This is a genomic window from Muriicola sp. SD30 (assembly GCF_041205185.1).
Lineage (GTDB): Bacteria > Bacteroidota > Bacteroidia > Flavobacteriales > Flavobacteriaceae > Muriicola.
Window position 1 is genome coordinate 536,458 of the sequence record NZ_JBGEWB010000001.1, and the last position, 17,331, is coordinate 553,788.

18 protein-coding genes are annotated in these 17,331 nt (G+C 41.8%); 7 read left to right on the forward strand and 11 right to left on the reverse strand.

Annotated elements, in window-relative coordinates; genetic code table 11:
- Nucleotides 1-223 precede the first annotated feature (223 nt).
- Complete coding sequence (gene murB, locus AB8P51_RS02380) at nt 224-1,237, reverse strand: UDP-N-acetylmuramate dehydrogenase (protein ID WP_369747168.1); 1,014 nt, start codon at nt 1,235-1,237, stop codon at nt 224-226.
- Nucleotides 1,234-2,427 carry a pyridoxal phosphate-dependent aminotransferase gene (locus AB8P51_RS02385; RefSeq protein WP_369747169.1) on the reverse strand — a complete coding sequence of 398 codons (1,194 nt, stop codon included), beginning with the start codon at nt 2,425-2,427 and terminating at the stop codon, nt 1,234-1,236. Before AB8P51_RS02385 ends, murB begins: the two co-directional genes overlap by 4 nt.
- 224 nt (nt 2,428-2,651) lie before the next feature.
- On the opposite strand from AB8P51_RS02385, the gene AB8P51_RS02390 reads away from it, so the two are divergent.
- Nucleotides 2,652-3,920: an aspartyl protease family protein gene (locus AB8P51_RS02390; RefSeq protein WP_369747170.1), complete on the forward strand. Its 1,269-nt coding sequence runs from the start codon at nt 2,652-2,654 to the stop codon at nt 3,918-3,920.
- 40 nt (nt 3,921-3,960) lie between these two features.
- Here AB8P51_RS02390 and AB8P51_RS02395 read toward each other — a convergent pair whose 3' ends face one another.
- Complete coding sequence (locus AB8P51_RS02395) at nt 3,961-4,347, reverse strand: DUF1573 domain-containing protein (protein WP_369747171.1); 387 nt, start codon at nt 4,345-4,347, stop codon at nt 3,961-3,963.
- A gap of 193 nt (nt 4,348-4,540) precedes the next feature.
- Here AB8P51_RS02395 and AB8P51_RS02400 point away from each other — a divergent pair, with 193 nt between their 5' ends.
- The 5 genes from AB8P51_RS02400 to AB8P51_RS02420 all read left to right on the forward strand — a co-directional run bounded on the left by AB8P51_RS02400 (nt 4,541) and on the right by AB8P51_RS02420 (nt 10,674).
- Nucleotides 4,541-7,177: a valine--tRNA ligase gene (locus AB8P51_RS02400; protein WP_369747172.1), complete on the forward strand. Its 2,637-nt coding sequence runs from the start codon at nt 4,541-4,543 to the stop codon at nt 7,175-7,177.
- Nucleotides 7,178-7,248: 71 nt separating this feature from the next.
- Nucleotides 7,249-7,911 carry a hypothetical protein gene (locus AB8P51_RS02405; RefSeq protein ID WP_369747173.1) on the forward strand — a complete coding sequence of 221 codons (663 nt, stop codon included), beginning with the start codon at nt 7,249-7,251 and terminating at the stop codon, nt 7,909-7,911.
- A gap of 76 nt (nt 7,912-7,987) precedes the next feature.
- The gene (locus tag AB8P51_RS02410; RefSeq protein WP_369747174.1) at nt 7,988-8,578 is read left to right on the forward strand and encodes a hypothetical protein; all 591 of its coding nucleotides are present in this window, start codon (nt 7,988-7,990) and stop codon (nt 8,576-8,578) included.
- Between the two features lie 53 nt (nt 8,579-8,631).
- Complete coding sequence (locus tag AB8P51_RS02415; protein ID WP_369747175.1) at nt 8,632-9,900, forward strand: sterol desaturase family protein; 1,269 nt, start codon at nt 8,632-8,634, stop codon at nt 9,898-9,900.
- 6 nt (nt 9,901-9,906) lie between these two features.
- Nucleotides 9,907-10,674, forward strand: coding sequence for a creatininase family protein (locus tag AB8P51_RS02420; RefSeq protein WP_369747176.1), 768 nt, complete (start codon nt 9,907-9,909; stop codon nt 10,672-10,674).
- 2 nt (nt 10,675-10,676) lie between these two features.
- Here the strand turns inward: AB8P51_RS02420 and AB8P51_RS02425 are convergent, their stop codons facing one another.
- The 6 genes from AB8P51_RS02425 to rsfS are packed head-to-tail and all read right to left on the reverse strand — an operon-like array spanning nt 10,677 to nt 15,447.
- Complete coding sequence (locus AB8P51_RS02425; RefSeq protein WP_369747685.1) at nt 10,677-10,946, reverse strand: acyl-CoA-binding protein; 270 nt, start codon at nt 10,944-10,946, stop codon at nt 10,677-10,679.
- Nucleotides 10,933-11,604, reverse strand: a complete 672-nt coding sequence (locus tag AB8P51_RS02430; protein ID WP_369747177.1) for a phosphatidylserine decarboxylase family protein — start codon at nt 11,602-11,604, stop codon at nt 10,933-10,935. The genes AB8P51_RS02425 and AB8P51_RS02430 overlap by 14 nt, the downstream gene beginning before the upstream one ends.
- Complete coding sequence (locus AB8P51_RS02435; RefSeq protein ID WP_369747178.1) at nt 11,594-12,394, reverse strand: phosphatidate cytidylyltransferase; 801 nt, start codon at nt 12,392-12,394, stop codon at nt 11,594-11,596. Before AB8P51_RS02435 ends, AB8P51_RS02430 begins: the two co-directional genes overlap by 11 nt.
- A gap of 1 nt (nt 12,395) precedes the next feature.
- Nucleotides 12,396-13,010, reverse strand: a complete 615-nt coding sequence (locus AB8P51_RS02440; protein ID WP_369747179.1) for an LUD domain-containing protein — start codon at nt 13,008-13,010, stop codon at nt 12,396-12,398.
- A gap of 52 nt (nt 13,011-13,062) precedes the next feature.
- Entirely contained in the window at nt 13,063-15,066 is a 2,004-nt protein-coding gene (ftsH, locus tag AB8P51_RS02445; RefSeq protein WP_369747180.1) for an ATP-dependent zinc metalloprotease FtsH, read from the reverse strand.
- A gap of 3 nt (nt 15,067-15,069) precedes the next feature.
- The gene (gene rsfS / locus AB8P51_RS02450) at nt 15,070-15,447 is read right to left on the reverse strand and encodes a ribosome silencing factor (RefSeq protein ID WP_369747181.1); all 378 of its coding nucleotides are present in this window, start codon (nt 15,445-15,447) and stop codon (nt 15,070-15,072) included.
- Between the two features lie 97 nt (nt 15,448-15,544).
- Between rsfS and AB8P51_RS02455 the strand changes: the two genes are divergently transcribed.
- Nucleotides 15,545-16,270 (forward strand): biotin--[acetyl-CoA-carboxylase] ligase, encoded by a 726-nt coding sequence (locus AB8P51_RS02455; protein WP_369747182.1) that lies wholly within the window; start codon nt 15,545-15,547, stop codon nt 16,268-16,270.
- Between the two features lie 18 nt (nt 16,271-16,288).
- Here the strand turns inward: AB8P51_RS02455 and AB8P51_RS02460 are convergent, their stop codons facing one another.
- Nucleotides 16,289-16,681: an SRPBCC family protein gene (locus tag AB8P51_RS02460; RefSeq protein ID WP_369747183.1), complete on the reverse strand. Its 393-nt coding sequence runs from the start codon at nt 16,679-16,681 to the stop codon at nt 16,289-16,291.
- Between the two features lie 4 nt (nt 16,682-16,685).
- A complete protein-coding gene (pyrE, locus tag AB8P51_RS02465; protein ID WP_369747184.1) occupies nt 16,686-17,327 on the reverse strand; it encodes an orotate phosphoribosyltransferase in 642 nt (213 codons plus the stop codon).
- Nucleotides 17,328-17,331 lie beyond the last annotated feature (4 nt).

Below are 17,331 nucleotides of genomic sequence, written 5' to 3' on the forward strand. Positions count from 1 at the left end.
TAAAAAATACCCCGGGGGCATCCAAAAATATCATTTTTCACGTATATAGTGGAAACGCTAATTTATAAAATTGATTCTTATTAAAACGGGATCTCACATTTAATTAGAGAAATGAGCAACTGATTATTGCTCATGTAGTTTTTGGTTAGTTTGGTTTGAAGTAACCTCCGGGATAGCAGATTCCGGGGGTTATTTTTTATGATGTTCTATCCAATTAAGAAAATTAAAGGACGTTTACCTCTGGCTCAATGGAAATGCCGAAGTTTTGCTTCACTTTTTTCTGAATCTGCCTTGCCAGATTAAGTATTTCCTGTCCGCTTGCATTTCCATAATTGACAAGGACAAGTGCCTGATGCTGATGAACCCCCGCATCGCCCTGTCGAATTCCTTTGAATCCACTAGTATCGATCATCCATGCTGCGGGGATTTTGATCTCGTCTTCGGAGACCTTGTAAGAAGGGATCTCAGGGTAGCGCTCCTTCAGCTGCTCATAAGTCCGGGCCGAAACCACAGGATTTTTAAAAAAACTGCCACTGTTTCCCAGGATGGCGGGATCAGGTAGTTTACGTTGCCGGATGCTGATCACAGCTCTTGATATATCCTGAATAGTGGGCTGTAATAATCCTTTGTTACTTAACTCTTCCCCAATAGTGCCATATCCAATCCGGAGCTTGTGATCTTTGGTGCTCAACCTGAAATTTACAGAAGTAATGGCGTATTTCCCTTTTCCCTCATGCTTGAAATAAGACTCGCGATATCCAAACCTACAATCCTGCAATGAAAAAGTGTAGATTTTCTGAGTTTCGATTTCCATTGCTTCACAGCTCACAAAATGATCCTTTAATTCAACACCATAAGCGCCTATATTCTGAATGGGAGCACTTCCCACACTTCCGGGTATTAAAGAGAGGTTTTCCAGTCCGCCCAGATCTTTTTCCAGTGTCCACAGAACCAGATCATGCCAGTTTTCTCCTCCCATTACCTTAATCTCCGCATAGTCATCCTGTCGCGTCGTGATTTCTTTCCCCATCAGACCTATGTGAATAACCAATAAATCAAGGTCTTTGGTAAGGAGCATATTGCTGCCACCCCCCAGAATCATTTTATTTGGATATTTATCCTGTTGAAGAACCCATGTCAACTCCTCAAGAGAAGTGACTTCCGCGAAGTATCGCGCTTTTACATCAATACCAAAGGTATTATAGGGTTTAAGGGAAACGTGTTCCAGTATTTTCACGTCTGAGGATATTTTTTAAGTGCCTCTCTGAGAATTTCAACGGCTTTGATAAGCTGTTTTTTTTCAAGAACATAGGCAATTCTGATCTGATTTTTCCCCAGGCCTTCTGTGGCATAAAAGCCGGCAGCAGGGGCCACCATCACGGTCTGGCCATTTAGTTCGAACTTCTCAAGTAGCCATTGGGCAAAATCATCTGCATCTGCAACAGGTAATTCTACTATACAATAAAAGGCACCCTGCGGCCTGGCGATCTTGAGGCCTTCTATTTTCGATAATTCTTTTAACAGAATATCCCGACGTTCAACGTATTCTTCTATTACCGCATCAAAGTAGCTTTGAGGCGTACTCAGGGCAGCTTCACTCGCAATTTGAGCATATGTGGGCGGGGAAAGCCTTGCCTGGGCAAATTTTAGGGCTGTTTGGATAACCGACTTGTTTCTGGTTACCAGAAAACCAATCCGGGCACCACACATACTGTACCTTTTCGATACTGAGTCAACTACTATACTGTGATCTTCCATTCCCGGTTCCTGCAAAATGGAATAGTGTTCTATTCCATCATAGGCAAACTCCCGGTAAACTTCATCGGCAATTAGAAATAAGTCGTGTTTTTTCGCCAGAGCAGCCAGTTTCTTAATTTCTTCTTTTTTGTATAAATAACCGGTTGGATTCCCGGGATTACAAATCAAAATGGCTTTGGTTTTATCGGATATGGATTTTTCAAAAACTTCCAGGGGGGGCAAAGCAAAATTATCCTCGATTTTAGATACAACAGGTACCACCTTTATTCCTGCGGCTACGGCAAATCCATTGTAATTGGCATAAAAGGGCTCGGGGATAATGATCTCATCATCGGTGTCTGCAATACTACCCATTACAAAGGCAAGTGCTTCCGATCCGCCTGTGGTAACAATGATATCCTTATGCGTTACCTCAATATCGTTGGCTTTGTAGTAAGAAGCAACTTTCTTGCGAAACTCGTCCGTTCCCTCTGTCCTGCTATAAGAAAGCACCTCAATATCGTTGTTTTTAATCGCATCAAGGGCTGCCTGAGGCGTTTTAATATCGGGCTGCCCGATATTGAGATGAATGACATCAACTCCCCTCTCTTTGGCATCCTCAGCAAAAGGAACCAACTTCCGGATCGGTGATGAAGGCATTAACTGGCCTTTTCTGGATATAACAGGCATGTATTTAATTTTCAGCAAAAATGGGAAATAAGGAGGTACAAAACAACTGCAATTCGTTTATTATTGGGGAAATAAGGGAATGTTAAAAGCAAGACAACCTAAGAATTTAATTCGTACCTTAGAGAGGTATGCCTTAGGTACTTAGCATGTTAAAACATAGATTTTGGCTGGGCCTTTTACTACTGTTGTGCTTCCCGATTTCAGGATTAGCACAGAGATTTCACATGCCCGAAGGGGTGAAGTCGCAAAAAATCAATTTCCAACTGATTAACAACCTCATTGTTATTCCACTGGAAATCAATGAAGCCAAACTGAATTTTATCCTGGATTCGGGTGTCAGCAAACCCATACTGTTCAATCTTTCTGATCAGGATTCCATACAGCTGAAAAATGTTTCCGAAATCACCATCAATGGCCTGGGAGCCGGGGAGCCAATTAAAGCGCTGAATTCCAAAGGGAACAATTTTAAACTTAAAAAAATCCGAAATAACGATCAGCAAATTTTTGTCGTTTTGGACAAGGATATTAATTTTTCGCCCACCCTGGGGATTCCGGTTCATGGGATCATTGGCTTCGACCTGTTTCGGGATTTTATTGTGGAGGTGAATTACGGACGGAAGACGATCAGGTTTTACAATCCCGAATATTACAAGGAAAAGTCTTCAAACAATGCTCAGACCATTCCTCTTTCCATCGTCGACAGGAAGGCCTATATCACAGGTAAAGTGAGTTTTGAGGACCAGGACAATGTCCCTGTTAAGTTACTGGTCGATACAGGAAGTAGTGATGCGGTCTGGTTGTTTCAGGATCTGGAAAAAGGCATCAATATCCCCGAAAAGCACTATGTAGATTATTTAGGGAAGGGTCTTAATGGGAGCATTTTTGGAAAACGTACAAAAGTAAGGAAAGTACAAATCGGCGATTACGTCCTGAAAAATGCCAAGGCTGCCTTTCCAGATATGTTTTCTTTTAGTAGTATTAAAGACCACGGCGACAGGAATGGCACTCTGGGTGGTGAGATACTTAGGCGTTTTAACATCGTCTTTAATTATCGCGAGAATAGTATACAATTAAAAAAGAATAGCTTCTTTAATGAACCCTTTAAGTTTAATATGAGCGGACTCGAATTACAACACAATGGGGTTCGGTATATTGCTGAGAGAATTACCGATAGCCGCGGGGTTGTCAAGAATGACGAACGCAGTTTCGGGGATGTTCAGATTCTGATGGAAAACAGAACCCGACTCAGTTTGGTTCCCGAGATTATTGTATCGGGTATCAGAGCGGGTAGCCCTGCGGATGAGGCCGGACTCAGAGAAGGAGATGTCATACTGGCAGTAAATGGAAAGCGAGTCCATAAATACAAACTCCAGGAGATCATGAACATGATTAATGAAAAAGAAGGCAAAAAAGTTCGGCTTCTGATCGAAAGATACGAATCGGATCTGCTCTTTTCCTTTACGCTCAAAGATGTCTTCAACAAAAAACCCTGACCGGTCGGCCAGGGTTCTTCTATAAAGTTAATTCTAATTTTTACTTACCATCAATGGGCTTTACTTCGCCTTTGATTTTTAAAACTTTTGTTGGGGTATCGGCATTGGAAATCACCGTAATGGCTTTCCTGATAGGTCCAACTCTGTTTGTATCATATTTTACCTGGATTTCCCCGGTAGCGCCTGGCATAATGGGTTCTTCCGGTTTTTTCGGAATCGTACATCCACAGCTTGAACTCACCTTAGAGATGATCAAGGGGGCCTCTCCGGTATTGGTAAATTCGAAAATTCGGACTCCATCACTACCTTTTTCAATCTGACCATAATCAACAGTTTCAGTCTTGAACTGTATTTTGGCCATTTTTTCCTGAGCCTGAACGCTTAAGGCCAGAAGGCCAACAAACAATACTAATACTATTTTTTTCATCACATTACTTTTTGAGGAATCTCAAATGTAGCATATTTGCAACAACATCCAAAATTCTTTTGTTATCTACTAACGTTACTTATTTTTGTTTCGTATTTCACATTTAATTTTTGTTCGGTTTTCAGGTTAAAATCCCTGATCAACCTATAAAATACGACACATTCACCCCCTAAAAGTCAAGAATCATACCAAAATGGATATTCCTTCAAAATACAATCCCGGCAAAATAGAAGACAAGTGGTATGATTACTGGTTGAAAAACAAGTATTTCCACTCTGTTCCTGACCATCGGGAACCCTATACCATTGTAATCCCGCCTCCAAATGTTACGGGGGTATTGCATATGGGTCATATGTTAAATAATACGATTCAGGATGTACTGGTAAGAAAGGCACGTCTTCAGGGAAAAAATGCGTGCTGGGTGCCGGGTATGGATCACGCTTCCATCGCTACCGAAGCAAAGGTAGTGGGGAAACTCAAAGAAGAAGGTATCAATAAATCAGATCTCAGCAGGGATGAATTTCTTGAACACGCCTGGGATTGGACGCATACTTATGGGGGTGTAATCCTGGAGCAGCTAAAGAAACTGGGATGTTCATGTGATTGGGACAGGACGAAATTTACCATGGATGAGGATATGTCCGCCTCTGTAATCAGGGTTTTTATCGACCTTTTTAATAAGGGCTTGATTTACAAGGGCTACAGGATGGTCAACTGGGATCCCGAAGCAAAGACTACCTTGTCTGATGAAGAGGTTATTTACGAAGAAAAGCAAGGTAAACTCTACTATATCAAATACAATGTAGAGGGAAGCGAGGAGCAACTTACCATTGCGACCACCAGGCCGGAAACAATTTTGGGTGATACAGCCATTTGCGTGCATCCCGAGGATGAACGTTTTGTACATCTTCACGGGAAAAATGCGATCGTTCCTGTATGTAACAGGGTAATCCCTATCATTATTGACGAATATGTCGATATGGAATTCGGGACAGGTTGTCTGAAAGTTACACCGGCCCATGACGAAAATGACTGGCAATTGGGAGAAAAACACCAATTGGAGACTATTGACATTTTTAATGAGGATGCATCACTTAACAGCTACGGACTCCACTATGAGGGGAAAGATCGTTTTGTGGTAAGAAAGGAAATCAGTGAGGAACTCAAAGAGCTGGGCGTTTTAGAAAAAGTTGAGCCGTACACCAATAAAGTGGGTACATCGGAACGTACTAAAGCTGTTATTGAACCCCGTTTGCTAGATCAGTGGTTTCTGAAAATGGAAGACCTGGTAGGTCCAGCATTGAAGGCAGTAACCGAAAAGAAGGAAGTAAAATTTTTTCCAAAGAATTTCGAGAATACCTACAAGTACTGGATGGAGAATATCAGGGACTGGAATATTTCCCGCCAACTGTGGTGGGGACAACAGATTCCAGTATTTTATTACGGAGATGGCCCTGATGACCTTGTGGTAGCCGAAAATGCAGCGGAAGCCCTGAAAGCGGCCAGAAAAAAAAGTGGAAATACTTCCTTAAAGCCCGCAGATCTGAGACAGGATGAAGATGTCCTCGATACCTGGTTTTCATCCTGGCTATGGCCAATAAGTGTTTTTGGGGGTATACTGGATCCCGATAACAAGGAGGTAAGCTATTACTACCCAACTAACGACCTGGTAACCGGTCCGGATATCATCTTTTTCTGGGTAGCCCGAATGATAGTGGCAGGTTATGAGTTCAGGGGAGAAAGACCTTTTGAAAACGTGTATTTCACCGGACTTGTAAGGGATAAGGAGCGACGTAAAATGTCTAAGCAACTCGGGAACTCCCCGGATGCATTAAAACTAATTGGAAATTACGGAGCAGATGGTGTGCGGGTAGGATTGCTTCTTAGTGCTCCTGCAGGAAATGATCTGCTATTTGATGAATCGCTCTGTCAGCAGGGGAAAAATTTTGCCAATAAGATCTGGAATGCGTTCAGACTGGTTAAAGGCTGGGAAGTAAAAGATATACCACAACCTGAAGCGGCAGCACTGGGCATAAAGTGGTATCAGGCGAAAATGAACGCAACCCTGGTAGAAATTGACGATCATTTCTCAAAATATCGTATCTCCGATGCCCTGATGGCTATTTATAAACTCATCTGGGATGATTTTTGTTCCTGGTTACTGGAAATTGTAAAACCTGCGTATCAGCAGCCTATTGACCGGAGAACCTATGAGCAGGTCATTGGTTTGTTTGAAGAAAACCTGAAGGTCCTGCACCCATTCATGCCCTTCTTGTCAGAGGAAGTATGGCAATGTATGGCTGAAAGGACTCCGGAACAAGCCCTGGTGGTTTCCTCCTGGCCAGAGCCCGGGAAACCAGAACCTGAAGTACTGAAGGCTTTTTCCTATACGGCTGAGGTCATTTCGGGAGTCAGGACAATCAGAAAAGACAAGAATATCCCTGTAAAAGAGGCTTTAAACCTGGCGTGTATAATTTCACAGGAAATAGACCCTCAATGGGATACTATTGTGAAAAAACTGGGGAATATCGAAGAAATCACAACAATTTCAGAAGCTCCGGAAGGTGCACTATCGTTCCGGGTAAAGAGCAATGAATATTTTATTCCAGTGGCTGGTTCGGTAGATATTGAGGCTGAAATCAAAAAAATAACGGAGGAATTAAATTATACTAAGGGGTTTTTGCAATCTGTCGAGAAAAAACTCGCGAATGATCGCTTTGTAAATAATGCCCCGGAAGCTGTTGTGGCAATGGAAAGAAAAAAAGCCATGGACGCAGAGGAAAAGATCATTACCCTCGAGAAAAGCCTTGCCTCCCTCTCCGGAGCGTAGCAAATCCTAATAAAAAGCTAATAAGAAGCAGGTTTTCAACTACTTGTGATATATTTATCCAAAAAGGAACTATGAAAAAATTTAATTTAATCCTCCTGGGAATTCTTTGGGCCTCATTGCTTTCATGTTCAAATGACGGCGATAATTCAGATACAGATCAGGAACAAATGGCACCGGCGCTTCGAACAAACATCGTCGATGCAGCATTTGAACAGGCTCTCGTGGATTTGGGAATAGATGATGTTGTAGACGGATCAGTACTGACCAGTGAAGCTGAAATGGTTACCTCTCTTATTATGAACGATAAGGGTATATCGAGCCTGCAAGGCATTTCTGATTTTGTTATGCTCGATAATCTTTGGGTAAATGACAATCAGATAAGTAGCCTGAATCTCTCCGGAAATACACTTCTGAAGTTTATTTACGTTCAGAATAATGCATTAACAAATATCAATGTGTCTAATCTAAATGTCCTGGAGAAGTTGTCTGTTCCGGGCAACAATCTTACCCAACTAGACATTTCTGATAGCAGTACTTTACAGCTCCTGGAAATCAATGACAATACTTTAGGGGCAATTGATCTGTCGGCCATTCCCAATAGCTTGCAATTAAACACATTCGCGGTTGAGAATAATCCACTTACCTGTATTAAGGTCAATGAAGAGATTCTAAATGACATCCCAGCTCAATGGACAAAGGATATGGACGATAACTACGCCCTGAATTGTAATTAATCTCGTTCTGTATCTAAAAAATAAACAACCTCCAAATTGATGGTTGTTTTTTTTATCTTTAGGCAAAGCGAATCCAATGAAAATAATTGTATCCTTATTCCTTGTATTGCCGTTTTTTGTAGGTGCACAAGAGGAGAATGTAAAAATTCTGCCTGAAGAAGTTCAGATTACAACTGCTGTATTGCCCTTACCAGAAAATCAAAAGGAGGGTGCCATGGTCTATGGTTACAATACTGATGGAGAATTCGTAGTCCTGAGAAAAGGAACCAATAATATGGTTTGTATCGGGGATAATCCTTATAGAAAAGGAATCAGTTCCAGTTGCTACTCCGTAAAACTTGAACCTTTTATGGCAAGGGGAAGGGAGTTGAATGCTGAGGGTAAATCCCAGGATGAACGCAATGAAATCAGGGGTCGGGAAATTGAATCAGGTGCTCTTCCTATGCCCAGGGAACCCAGTATGCTTTATGTGTTCTTTGGCAAGGAGGAAGACTATGATGCTACTACCGGAGCCCTGACAAATGGCAAGTTTCGATATGTGATCTATACTCCTTTTGCTACAACAGAGTCAACAGGCCTGCCAGATAAACCGCACGCTCCGGGAATGCCATGGCTGATGGATCCGGGAACCCACAGGGCACATATTATGGTAGGGCCATTTAATTAGTTTTATACCTTCTTTGAATTTGTTATTTTATCTCTGACAGACAGTATCACAAAATGGAAACTTACGCTAATGCCCTCTTATACGCTATTCCTTTTTTTATAGTCTTGTTGATAATAGAGATTTTGTACGGGCATTTTGTTAAAAATCAGCATCATAAGTTATTGGATACAGTAAGCAGTATTAGTTCCGGACTGACCAATATTGTTAAAGATTCTCTGGGACTGGGGTTGATATTGGTAAGTTATCCTTTCCTGCTGGAAAACCTTGCTATAACAGAGATTGAAGCTACATGGCTGGTCTGGTTAGTGGCCTTTCTGGCTATTGATTTTGCCGGATACTGGAACCATCGTCTCAGTCATCATATAAATATCTTCTGGAATCAGCATGTGATCCATCACAGCAGTGAGGAATTTAACCTGGCCTGTGCCTTACGCCAGTCCATTTCAAATTTACTGGGCTACTTTCCTCTTTTTCTCTTCCCTGCTGCTTTTCTGGGTGTTCCTGCTGAGGTGATTGCCATAATCGCACCTGTACATCTGTTTGCACAGTTCTGGTATCATACCCAGCATATTGGAAAAATGGGTTGGCTCGAATACATCATCGTGACACCTTCACAGCATCGGGTACACCATGCGATCAACCCGGAATATATCGATAAGAACCTTGGGCAGATCCTTTGTGTCTGGGATCGGTGGTTCGGTACTTTCCAGGAAGAACTGGAGCAGGTACCTCCTCAATACGGGGTTTTAAAACCGGCTCATACCTGGAATCCCATATTGATCAATTTCCAGCATTTATGGAGACTATCTGTGGATGCCTGGCGGACTAGGAGTATAAAAGACAAATTCAGGATATGGTTTATGCCTACCGGTTGGAGGCCCTCAGACGTGAGTGAAAAATATCCTACCGAGGTGATAAAGGACGTTTACGGTTTTAAACGTTATCAAACATCGGCCTCCATATATTTAAAAGGCTATGCCATTTTTCAGATGGTTTTTACCCTGGCATTAATCCTCTTTATGTTTTATAACTATACGGAGATCGGATTTTCCGGGCTACTTCTTTGTGGGGCATACATCTTTCTGGGGATTTTTGGGTATACCAGCCTGATGGACCGTCAGAATTTTGCGTTTTATATCGAATTTTTCAGGGGCATTGCCGGTATCGCTCTTATCTGGGTAACAAATGACTGGTTTGGAATTAATTCGATCTGGGAATCCGGTAGCCTTGTAATTACAGTCTATTTCGGACTTTCCATTTTAGGTGGATTCTACTTTACCTTTGTGGAAAGAGCAGGCATAGAACAACAAATCGCTTTATAAAATAAAATGGGAATAAGACCTTATATCCTTGCTGAAACTAACTGGCTGGCCTTAAAGCAAACTCAATTTGAACTGGCAATTTTGCCCTGGGCAGCGACCGAGGCACATAATTACCATCTCCCATATGGAACGGATATCTACGAGGCCGATCATCTGGCTGCTGAAGCTGCTAAACTGGCATGGGAAAAGGGAGCTAAGCCCATAGTGCTGCCAACCATACCATTTGGTGTCAATACCGGACAGTCTGATATCTATCTTGACATTAACTTAAATCCAAGTACACAACTAGCCATACTGGCAGATATCATCACCGTCCTGGAGAGACAGGGGATACATAAATTACTTCTTTTCAACAGTCACGGGGGTAATAATTTTAAAGCCCTGGTAAGAGAATTAGGCCTGAAATTTCCCACTATGTTCCTCTGTGTCTCCAATTGGTTCAAAGCCCTAGAGAATGCCGATTATATTGTTGAAAAAGGAGATCACGCCGATGAAAGAGAAACCAGTCTGATGCTGTATTTCCGTCCCGATCTGGTCCTCGATAAAAACCAGTGGGGTGATGGAAAAGCGAAAAATTTCAGGATTCAAGCTTTTTCTGAAGGATGGGCCTGGGCAGAAAGAAGATGGTCTGAAATATCAGAAGACACCGGGGTAGGGGATCCATCGAATGCCACTGCAGAGAAGGGTGAACGTCTTTTTAAAGATGTAACTCTAAAAATGTCTGAATTTATCTTCGAGCTGTGTAAGGCGGATATTAAAGATCTCTATGCCTAAAATTAAAAAGAGCTTATTCCGAATTCTTTTTTAACCAGAACAATGTATTTTTCCATCGCTTCTTCTGGTTGTAAATTCTGTGCCTGGAAAAGTGCATTCGCTTTAAAGGCATTAATAAGGGGAGTCTTACTTCCGGGATTGTTGTAATTCTGATTAGCGATCTTGTAGTATGCGTATAGTTTTAAGAGCAGATCGGGAGGGAGAGGGTCAGTGTAGTTACTGATATAGTTAACTGCTTTTTCAAATTCGGTATACAGCCTATCCTTCTCCATCATCTTCTTTAATTGTAGCCAGGCAGGTGATGGCACCTTTTACCTTTTGATTGAGTTTTACGGCCACCTGGGCATCTACCGGGAGAAGTACGTCAACCCTGGAGCCAAATTTAATAAAGCCGCTTTCTTCACCTTGTTGTGCACTTTCGCCTTCTTCCGCGTAATTCACTATGCGTCTGGCCATGGCCCCGGCAATCTGACGATAGAGAATATCTCCGAATTTTGGAGTTCGTATGACCACGGTGGTTCGTTCGTTTTCTTCGCTCGATTTGGGATGCCAGGCTACCAGGTATTTCCCCGGATGGTATTTTGAATACTGAATGACTCCACTGGCAGGATATCTCGTCACATGTACGTTTACCGGAGACATAAAGATAGAAATCTGTAGTCTTTCTTCATTAAAATACTCCTTTTCCATGACCCGTTCAATCACAACAACTTTTCCATCAACCGGTGCATGAATCTCGTTAAAGTTTTTATTGGATATTCTTTTTGGATTTCTGAAAAACTGGAGAATAAGGATAAGTACCACTAATGCAAGACCCTGAACGATTAGTTTATAGGTAGGATTAGCCATATAAAAATGCGCCAGAAGAATGATGATGGCTACCGTGAAGAAAGTAAGGAGGATAATGGTGCGTCCCTCTCTATGAAACATAGGTAAAAATATTTAATACAAGATATGCAAATGGTGCTGCAAATATAAGACTATCCAAACGATCGAGCATCCCACCGTGCCCGGGAAGAATTGCACCACTGTCTTTTACTCCTGCCAATCTTTTTAGTTTTGATTCAATAAGATCTCCCAGACTGCCCATTATGACAATTACCGAAGCGAGAATTATCCACTCTGCCGGCTTTAAAATGGGTTCGTAAAGGGAAAGAATATAGGCAGCAATAAGTGTAAAAATAAAGCCTCCCAAAGTTCCTTCTACGGTTTTCTTAGGGGAAACAGAGGGATATAATTTTGTTCTTCCAATGGATGATCCTACCAGGTAAGCAAATGAGTCGTTCACCCAAATTAGGATAAAGATTCCCATAATCAACAGCTTGGCAAAATCATCGTCTTTGTAGGGGATCATAGTCAGGAATATACATCCACCACCGATGTAAAAGAGACCTATGACAAATTTTTCATAGGCTCTGTAGAATTTCTTTTTAGTGAACAGGAAGTATATCATCGTTATGTTGACCGTAATGGAAAGAAACATCAGGATATTAATAAGAACTGCATCCCTGACGATATAAATAAACAGCCACCACAGACCGAGATAGGCTGCAAATAGGTAGTAGCCTCTTAAGCCCACAAGTTTTTTGAATTCGTATAAACAGGCAAGCCCGAATACCATAAAAAGGAAGTCGAAGGCGTCTGAACTTAAAAAAACGGCTGAAAGGAGTAAAATCACGTAAACAACCCCCGTAAGTAACCGCCGTAGAAGTTCCCTCATCCTATAAATCTTCCAGTAGTAAGAGGTATAGATGCTTCGAACTGCTGCCGTATGTCAGGAAGTCATCGGCATTTTCATTTGTAGCCTGAAAGTGCTTTAAGGTGGTAATGTTGGCAGGAATGCCCTGCTTGTATTTTTTCTTGATCGCCTTAAGGCCTTCTCCGATATTTTCTACGAGCTGACTTGTAGTAGCAAAGACAATAACGTTCTCCGGGAGCTCGTTGAGCTTCTTTTCCTTTAATTGATTTGAACAAACGAGGATGGAACCATTTTGGGCGATCAGATGTTCACAGGTGGTAAAAAAGATCTCGCTGTTACTAGCCTTTTGTGTAAAAGATAAGTCTTCTTTTGAGAATTTTTGTTCCAATCTCTCATCCATGATAAAGAAAGGCGAGTTCTTCCATTGATTTTCCTCAACGATATTCCGGAGTGCTTCAGACACTTCTCTAAAGGAATCACAGTAAAGGAATTTCCCTCCATTCTTTTTAAAATGGATGGTGAATTTTTCATCAATGGGCAGATTGAGGTCGGGCATATGTACCCCCCTGGTTTCCACGGTAGCTTTGGAAACTTTCTTTTTCTTACCTCCTCCGAATAAACTGGAAAATAGTCCCATTTCTTGATTTAATCAGCTGTAATGTACTAATTTCTAGAACGAACCGGGAACTTTATTTATTATCCTCGGTCAGTTCTTCAGGTTCTTCTGTTTCTTCTTCATTGACGGAGATCTCCTGGCCTTTTTTATCAAACTTCTTTTCAAAAGGTCTCTCACCAAAGATTTTTTCAAGGTCTTCTTTAAAAATAACCTCCTTTTCTAATAATCGTTCCGCCAATTCGGTGAGTTTATCCTTGTTTTTTTTCAGAACTTCAATTGCTCTGGAATACTGTTCCTCTATAAGTTTAGAGATTTCTTGATCTATCTTTTGAGCGGTCTCTTCGCTATAGGGTTTGGTAAAGCCATATTCATTCTGCCCTGAGGAATCGTAATAGGTTAGATTCCCAATCTGATCATTAAGACCGTAAATGGTCACCATGGCTCTGGCCTGTTTGGTCACTTTCTCAAGATCGCTCAAAGCTCCGGTGGAGATTTTATTGAAGATGACTTTTTCAGCTGCCCTGCCTCCTAAGGTGGCACACATTTCATCTTTCATTTGCTCGGGCCGCACAATTAGGCGTTCTTCAGGCAAATACCAGGCTGATCCCAGAGACTGCCCCCGGGGTACTATAGTTACCTTTACCAGAGGGGCTGCGTGTTCCAGCATCCAGCTCACAGTAGCGTGCCCTGCCTCGTGATAGGCGATCGTACGTTTTTCTTCCTTGGTAATGATCTTATTCTTTTTCTCGAGTCCGCCTACTATTCGGTCAACCGCATCGAGGAAGTCCTGTTTGGTAACCGCCTTCTTTTCCTTTCTGGCTGCGATCAGGGCAGCTTCGTTACAGACATTGGCAATATCGGCACCTGAGAAACCTGGTGTTTGACGTGCGAGAAAATCTAAATCGAGGGTTTCAGCCGTTTTGATAGGCCTTAAATGTACCTCAAAAATCTCCTTCCTTTCCCTGATATCCGGCAAGTCGACATAAATCTGCCGGTCAAATCTACCTGCTCTCATAAGGGCCTTATCCAGGACATCAGCCCTGTTGGTAGCTGCGAGCACAATAACGTTGGTATTGGTTCCAAACCCATCCATTTCCGTTAAAAGCTGGTTGAGGGTGTTTTCACGCTCGTCATTAGACCCGGTAAAATTATTCTTACCTCTGGCGCGACCAATGGCGTCAATCTCATCAATAAAAATGATCGCAGGAGCTTTGTCCTTGGCTTGTTTAAACAAGTCCCTTACCCTGGATGCTCCAACTCCCACAAACATCTCAACAAAATCAGAACCTGACAAGGAGAAAAACGGAACTTTCGCTTCACCGGCGACGGCCTTGGCCAGTAATGTTTTACCTGTTCCCGGAGGGCCCACCAATAATGCGCCTTTGGGAATTTTACCTCCCAGAGAGGTATATTTATCAGGATTTTTCAGGAACTCCACGATCTCTTCGATCTCTTCCTTGGCACCTTCCAGCCCGGCAACATCTTTAAAAGAAGTTCTCGTATCTGTTTTTTCATCAAAGAGTTTAGCCTTTGATTTACCAATATTAAATATCTGTCCTCCGGCACCTCCGGCACCTCCGCCAGACATTCGCCTCATCAAATAAATCCAGATTCCGATGATGAGAACAAAAGGAAGAATAGTAATCAGAAGGTCCATGAACAAATTCGATTCTTTGTCGAATTCCACAATGGTATTAAGTGAATTTTCCTTCTTTATTTCCGTAATCTCATTCTGAAAAATCTGTAGATCTCCGTAATCAAGAACATACTGAGGAATTTCTGCCGTGGTCGGAAAGAAAGGTTTATTCGCTACCTCCTTATGCACGTCTTTCGCCAGGGCTTCCTCGGTAAGAAAGACCTTGGCCTGATTGGTATTTGTGATGATAAGGATCTTAGAAATGTCACCAGCTCTCAGATATTGTTGCAACTCCGAGGTGGTTGTTTTTCTGGTGGTCCCCAGACTTCCGCTCCCAAAAAAATTGAATGCAATCAGGAGAACGGCGATAAGGCCATAAATCCACCATGAGCTGAATTTTGGTCTTTTTTGCGGGGTATTATTATCTTTTTCTTTAGCCATTTTTTATTGATTAAAACTACTTTCTACCAGCGTCACTTTCGCATCGCCCCAAAGTCCTTCAATATCGTAGAATTCTCTCACCTGTTTTTGAAACACGTGAACCACGACGTTAACATAATCCAAAAGCACCCACTCGGCATTGTCAGAACCTTCAACATGCCAGGGTTTATCTTTTATGCCTTTGCTAACTGTTTTTTGGATTGAATTTACGATCGCATTGACATGCGTATTGGAGGTACCGTTACATAAAACAAAGTAGTCGCAAACAGTATTTTCTATGTCCCTAAGGTCGAGTAAATTAATTTCTAGTCCTTTAACTTCTTCTATTCCTTGTAATATTAAAGAGATTAACTCATCTGCGCTAGGCTTTCCTTTCTGCATCCAAAATATTTAGTTTCTACAAAGTTATTATTTTTTTATTTTCTTGCCCCTAGTTTTTAACATAACATTGTACAGTTCTCAGGGGTATTTATACACTATGCAAGTAATCAAAGTTAATGCCACGGATTCCACTAACCTCCATCTGAAGAGATTGATGGCGGAAACTACCTTGAGTGACTTTACCGTTTTGGTCGCTGATTCCCAGTTGCAAGGGATAGGACAGGCAGGGACTAATTGGACTTCTGAACCCGGTAAAAACCTGACAGTTAGTGTTTTGAAATATTTTAAAGAGCTAAGAGCAGATCAGGGATTTTCAATTTCAATGGCCTTATCCCTTTCCTTGATTGAGCTATTCGAGGAACTGGAAATCCCTGAATTAGCTATCAAATGGCCTAACGACATTATGTCAGGTAATAAAAAGATTTGTGGTATTCTGATAGAGAATACCCTAAAGGGATTTATGTTAAAACAATCCGTTCTTGGAATCGGAATTAATGTAAATCAGGAAAAATTTAAAAACCTTCCCAATGCGGCTTCTCTAAAACAGATTACCGGAAAGTCTTATCCCCTCGATAAATTACTTAATCGATTGCTCGATCTGATTCAAGAATCAATGGAGGAAGTAGAACAAGTTTCAAAGGACCTTAGCCCGAACTACGAAAGCCTTTTGTATATGAGAGATCAGCAGATGAATTATGAAATTAACGGTAAGCAGATAGTAGGGGCTATCAAGGGGGTCAGCCCGGAAGGACGGCTCATGGTGGAAGCCAAAGGAGGCAAATTATTATCCTGCGGTCTCAAAGAAATCAGGTATCCTTTGTAATTCCTGAAATAAAGCTGCTTACATTTTAGAAAGGTTTTCCGAGAGCGTACCGATAAAATTCGTGATGGGATTTTTTATCATCATTGCCATCATTGCGTTGAATTCACCTTCAAAACTAAGGGTGACCTCGCTGCTGTTCGCGTCTATTTCATCTATTTGAGCACTAAGGGTAAAGGGCAGTTTCTCACTTGCAGCGCCGAGAACAACACGCTCATAAGGAATTTGCTCCTTTCGTTTCAGAACAATCTGAGGCATGCCGTTAAGGGCAAAAAGGAAGGTGTCATCATCCAATATCTCGAATTTGTCAATGGATTCGGGCATCAACTTTTCAAAGTTTTTTAGGTCGGTAAGAAAAGAAAATACCTCCTCTTTGTTTTTCCCAACAGTTTTTTTAGGGCTTTCTATATGCATAAGTTCAGGGTTTCCAGAGGGAAGGGTTTTTTCTCCACTCCATTAGCGTATTAAGTTGTTCTTCTTTTATATAATGGCTGTCCGAGGCCAATTGAACAAGTGTTTCATAATTACTGAGGGTGTGGAGTTCAACACCTTTTTTCTTAAAATTTTCAATGGCGACATCAAAGCCGTAGGTGAAAATCGCGATCATCCCTTTTACTTTGGCTCCGCTTTTCAGGAGTGCATCCACCGCATTCAAACTGCTTTTACCAGTACTGATAAGGTCTTCAATAACTACGACGGTCTGATCCTGTTCAAGCAGCCCTTCAATCTGGTTTTGTCTTCCATGGGATTTTGCTTCCGGCCTTACGTAGATAAAGGGAAGGCCAAGGTATTCTGCCACCAGGGCGCCAATTCCGATTGCCCCCGTAGCCACGCCGGCGATAATATCCGGTTTTCCGTACAACTCCTCAACCTGCTTGGCAATCTCTTCTTTGATAAAGTTTCTGATTACTGGGAAGGACAACAAAATTCGGTTATCACAGTAGATGGGGGATTGCCATCCGGATGCCCATGTAAACGGATTTTCGGGTCTCAACTTAATTGCATTAATTTGCAGAAGAAGTTCAGCAGTTTTACTCGCAGTATGCTTATCCAAAATCATTTCG

Excerpts from the sequence above, each read along its gene's own strand:
- pyrE (WP_369747184.1), bottom strand. The coding sequence starts at position 17,327 with ATGATTTTGGATAAGCATACTGCGAGTAAAACTGCTGAACTTCTTCTG.
- AB8P51_RS02400 (WP_369747172.1), top strand. The coding sequence starts at position 4,541 with ATGGATATTCCTTCAAAATACAATCCCGGCAAAATAGAAGACAAGTGG.
- AB8P51_RS02390 (WP_369747170.1), top strand. The coding sequence starts at position 2,652 with ATGCCCGAAGGGGTGAAGTCGCAAAAAATCAATTTCCAACTGATTAAC.
- AB8P51_RS02420 (WP_369747176.1), top strand. The coding sequence starts at position 9,907 with ATGGGAATAAGACCTTATATCCTTGCTGAAACTAACTGGCTGGCCTTA.
- AB8P51_RS02460 (WP_369747183.1), bottom strand. The coding sequence starts at position 16,681 with ATGCATATAGAAAGCCCTAAAAAAACTGTTGGGAAAAACAAAGAGGAG.
- AB8P51_RS02435 (WP_369747178.1), bottom strand. The coding sequence starts at position 12,394 with ATGAGGGAACTTCTACGGCGGTTACTTACGGGGGTTGTTTACGTGATT.
- AB8P51_RS02430 (WP_369747177.1), bottom strand. The coding sequence starts at position 11,604 with ATGTTTCATAGAGAGGGACGCACCATTATCCTCCTTACTTTCTTCACG.
- AB8P51_RS02410 (WP_369747174.1), top strand. The coding sequence starts at position 7,988 with ATGAAAATAATTGTATCCTTATTCCTTGTATTGCCGTTTTTTGTAGGT.
- AB8P51_RS02415 (WP_369747175.1), top strand. The coding sequence starts at position 8,632 with ATGGAAACTTACGCTAATGCCCTCTTATACGCTATTCCTTTTTTTATA.
- AB8P51_RS02395 (WP_369747171.1), bottom strand. The coding sequence starts at position 4,347 with ATGAAAAAAATAGTATTAGTATTGTTTGTTGGCCTTCTGGCCTTAAGC.
- AB8P51_RS02455 (WP_369747182.1), top strand. The coding sequence starts at position 15,545 with ATGCAAGTAATCAAAGTTAATGCCACGGATTCCACTAACCTCCATCTG.
- AB8P51_RS02440 (WP_369747179.1), bottom strand. The coding sequence starts at position 13,010 with ATGGGACTATTTTCCAGTTTATTCGGAGGAGGTAAGAAAAAGAAAGTT.
- AB8P51_RS02425 (WP_369747685.1), bottom strand. The coding sequence starts at position 10,946 with ATGGAGAAGGATAGGCTGTATACCGAATTTGAAAAAGCAGTTAACTAT.
- AB8P51_RS02405 (WP_369747173.1), top strand. The coding sequence starts at position 7,249 with ATGAAAAAATTTAATTTAATCCTCCTGGGAATTCTTTGGGCCTCATTG.
- ftsH (WP_369747180.1), bottom strand. The coding sequence starts at position 15,066 with ATGGCTAAAGAAAAAGATAATAATACCCCGCAAAAAAGACCAAAATTC.
- AB8P51_RS02385 (WP_369747169.1), bottom strand. The coding sequence starts at position 2,427 with ATGCCTGTTATATCCAGAAAAGGCCAGTTAATGCCTTCATCACCGATC.
- rsfS (WP_369747181.1), bottom strand. The coding sequence starts at position 15,447 with ATGCAGAAAGGAAAGCCTAGCGCAGATGAGTTAATCTCTTTAATATTA.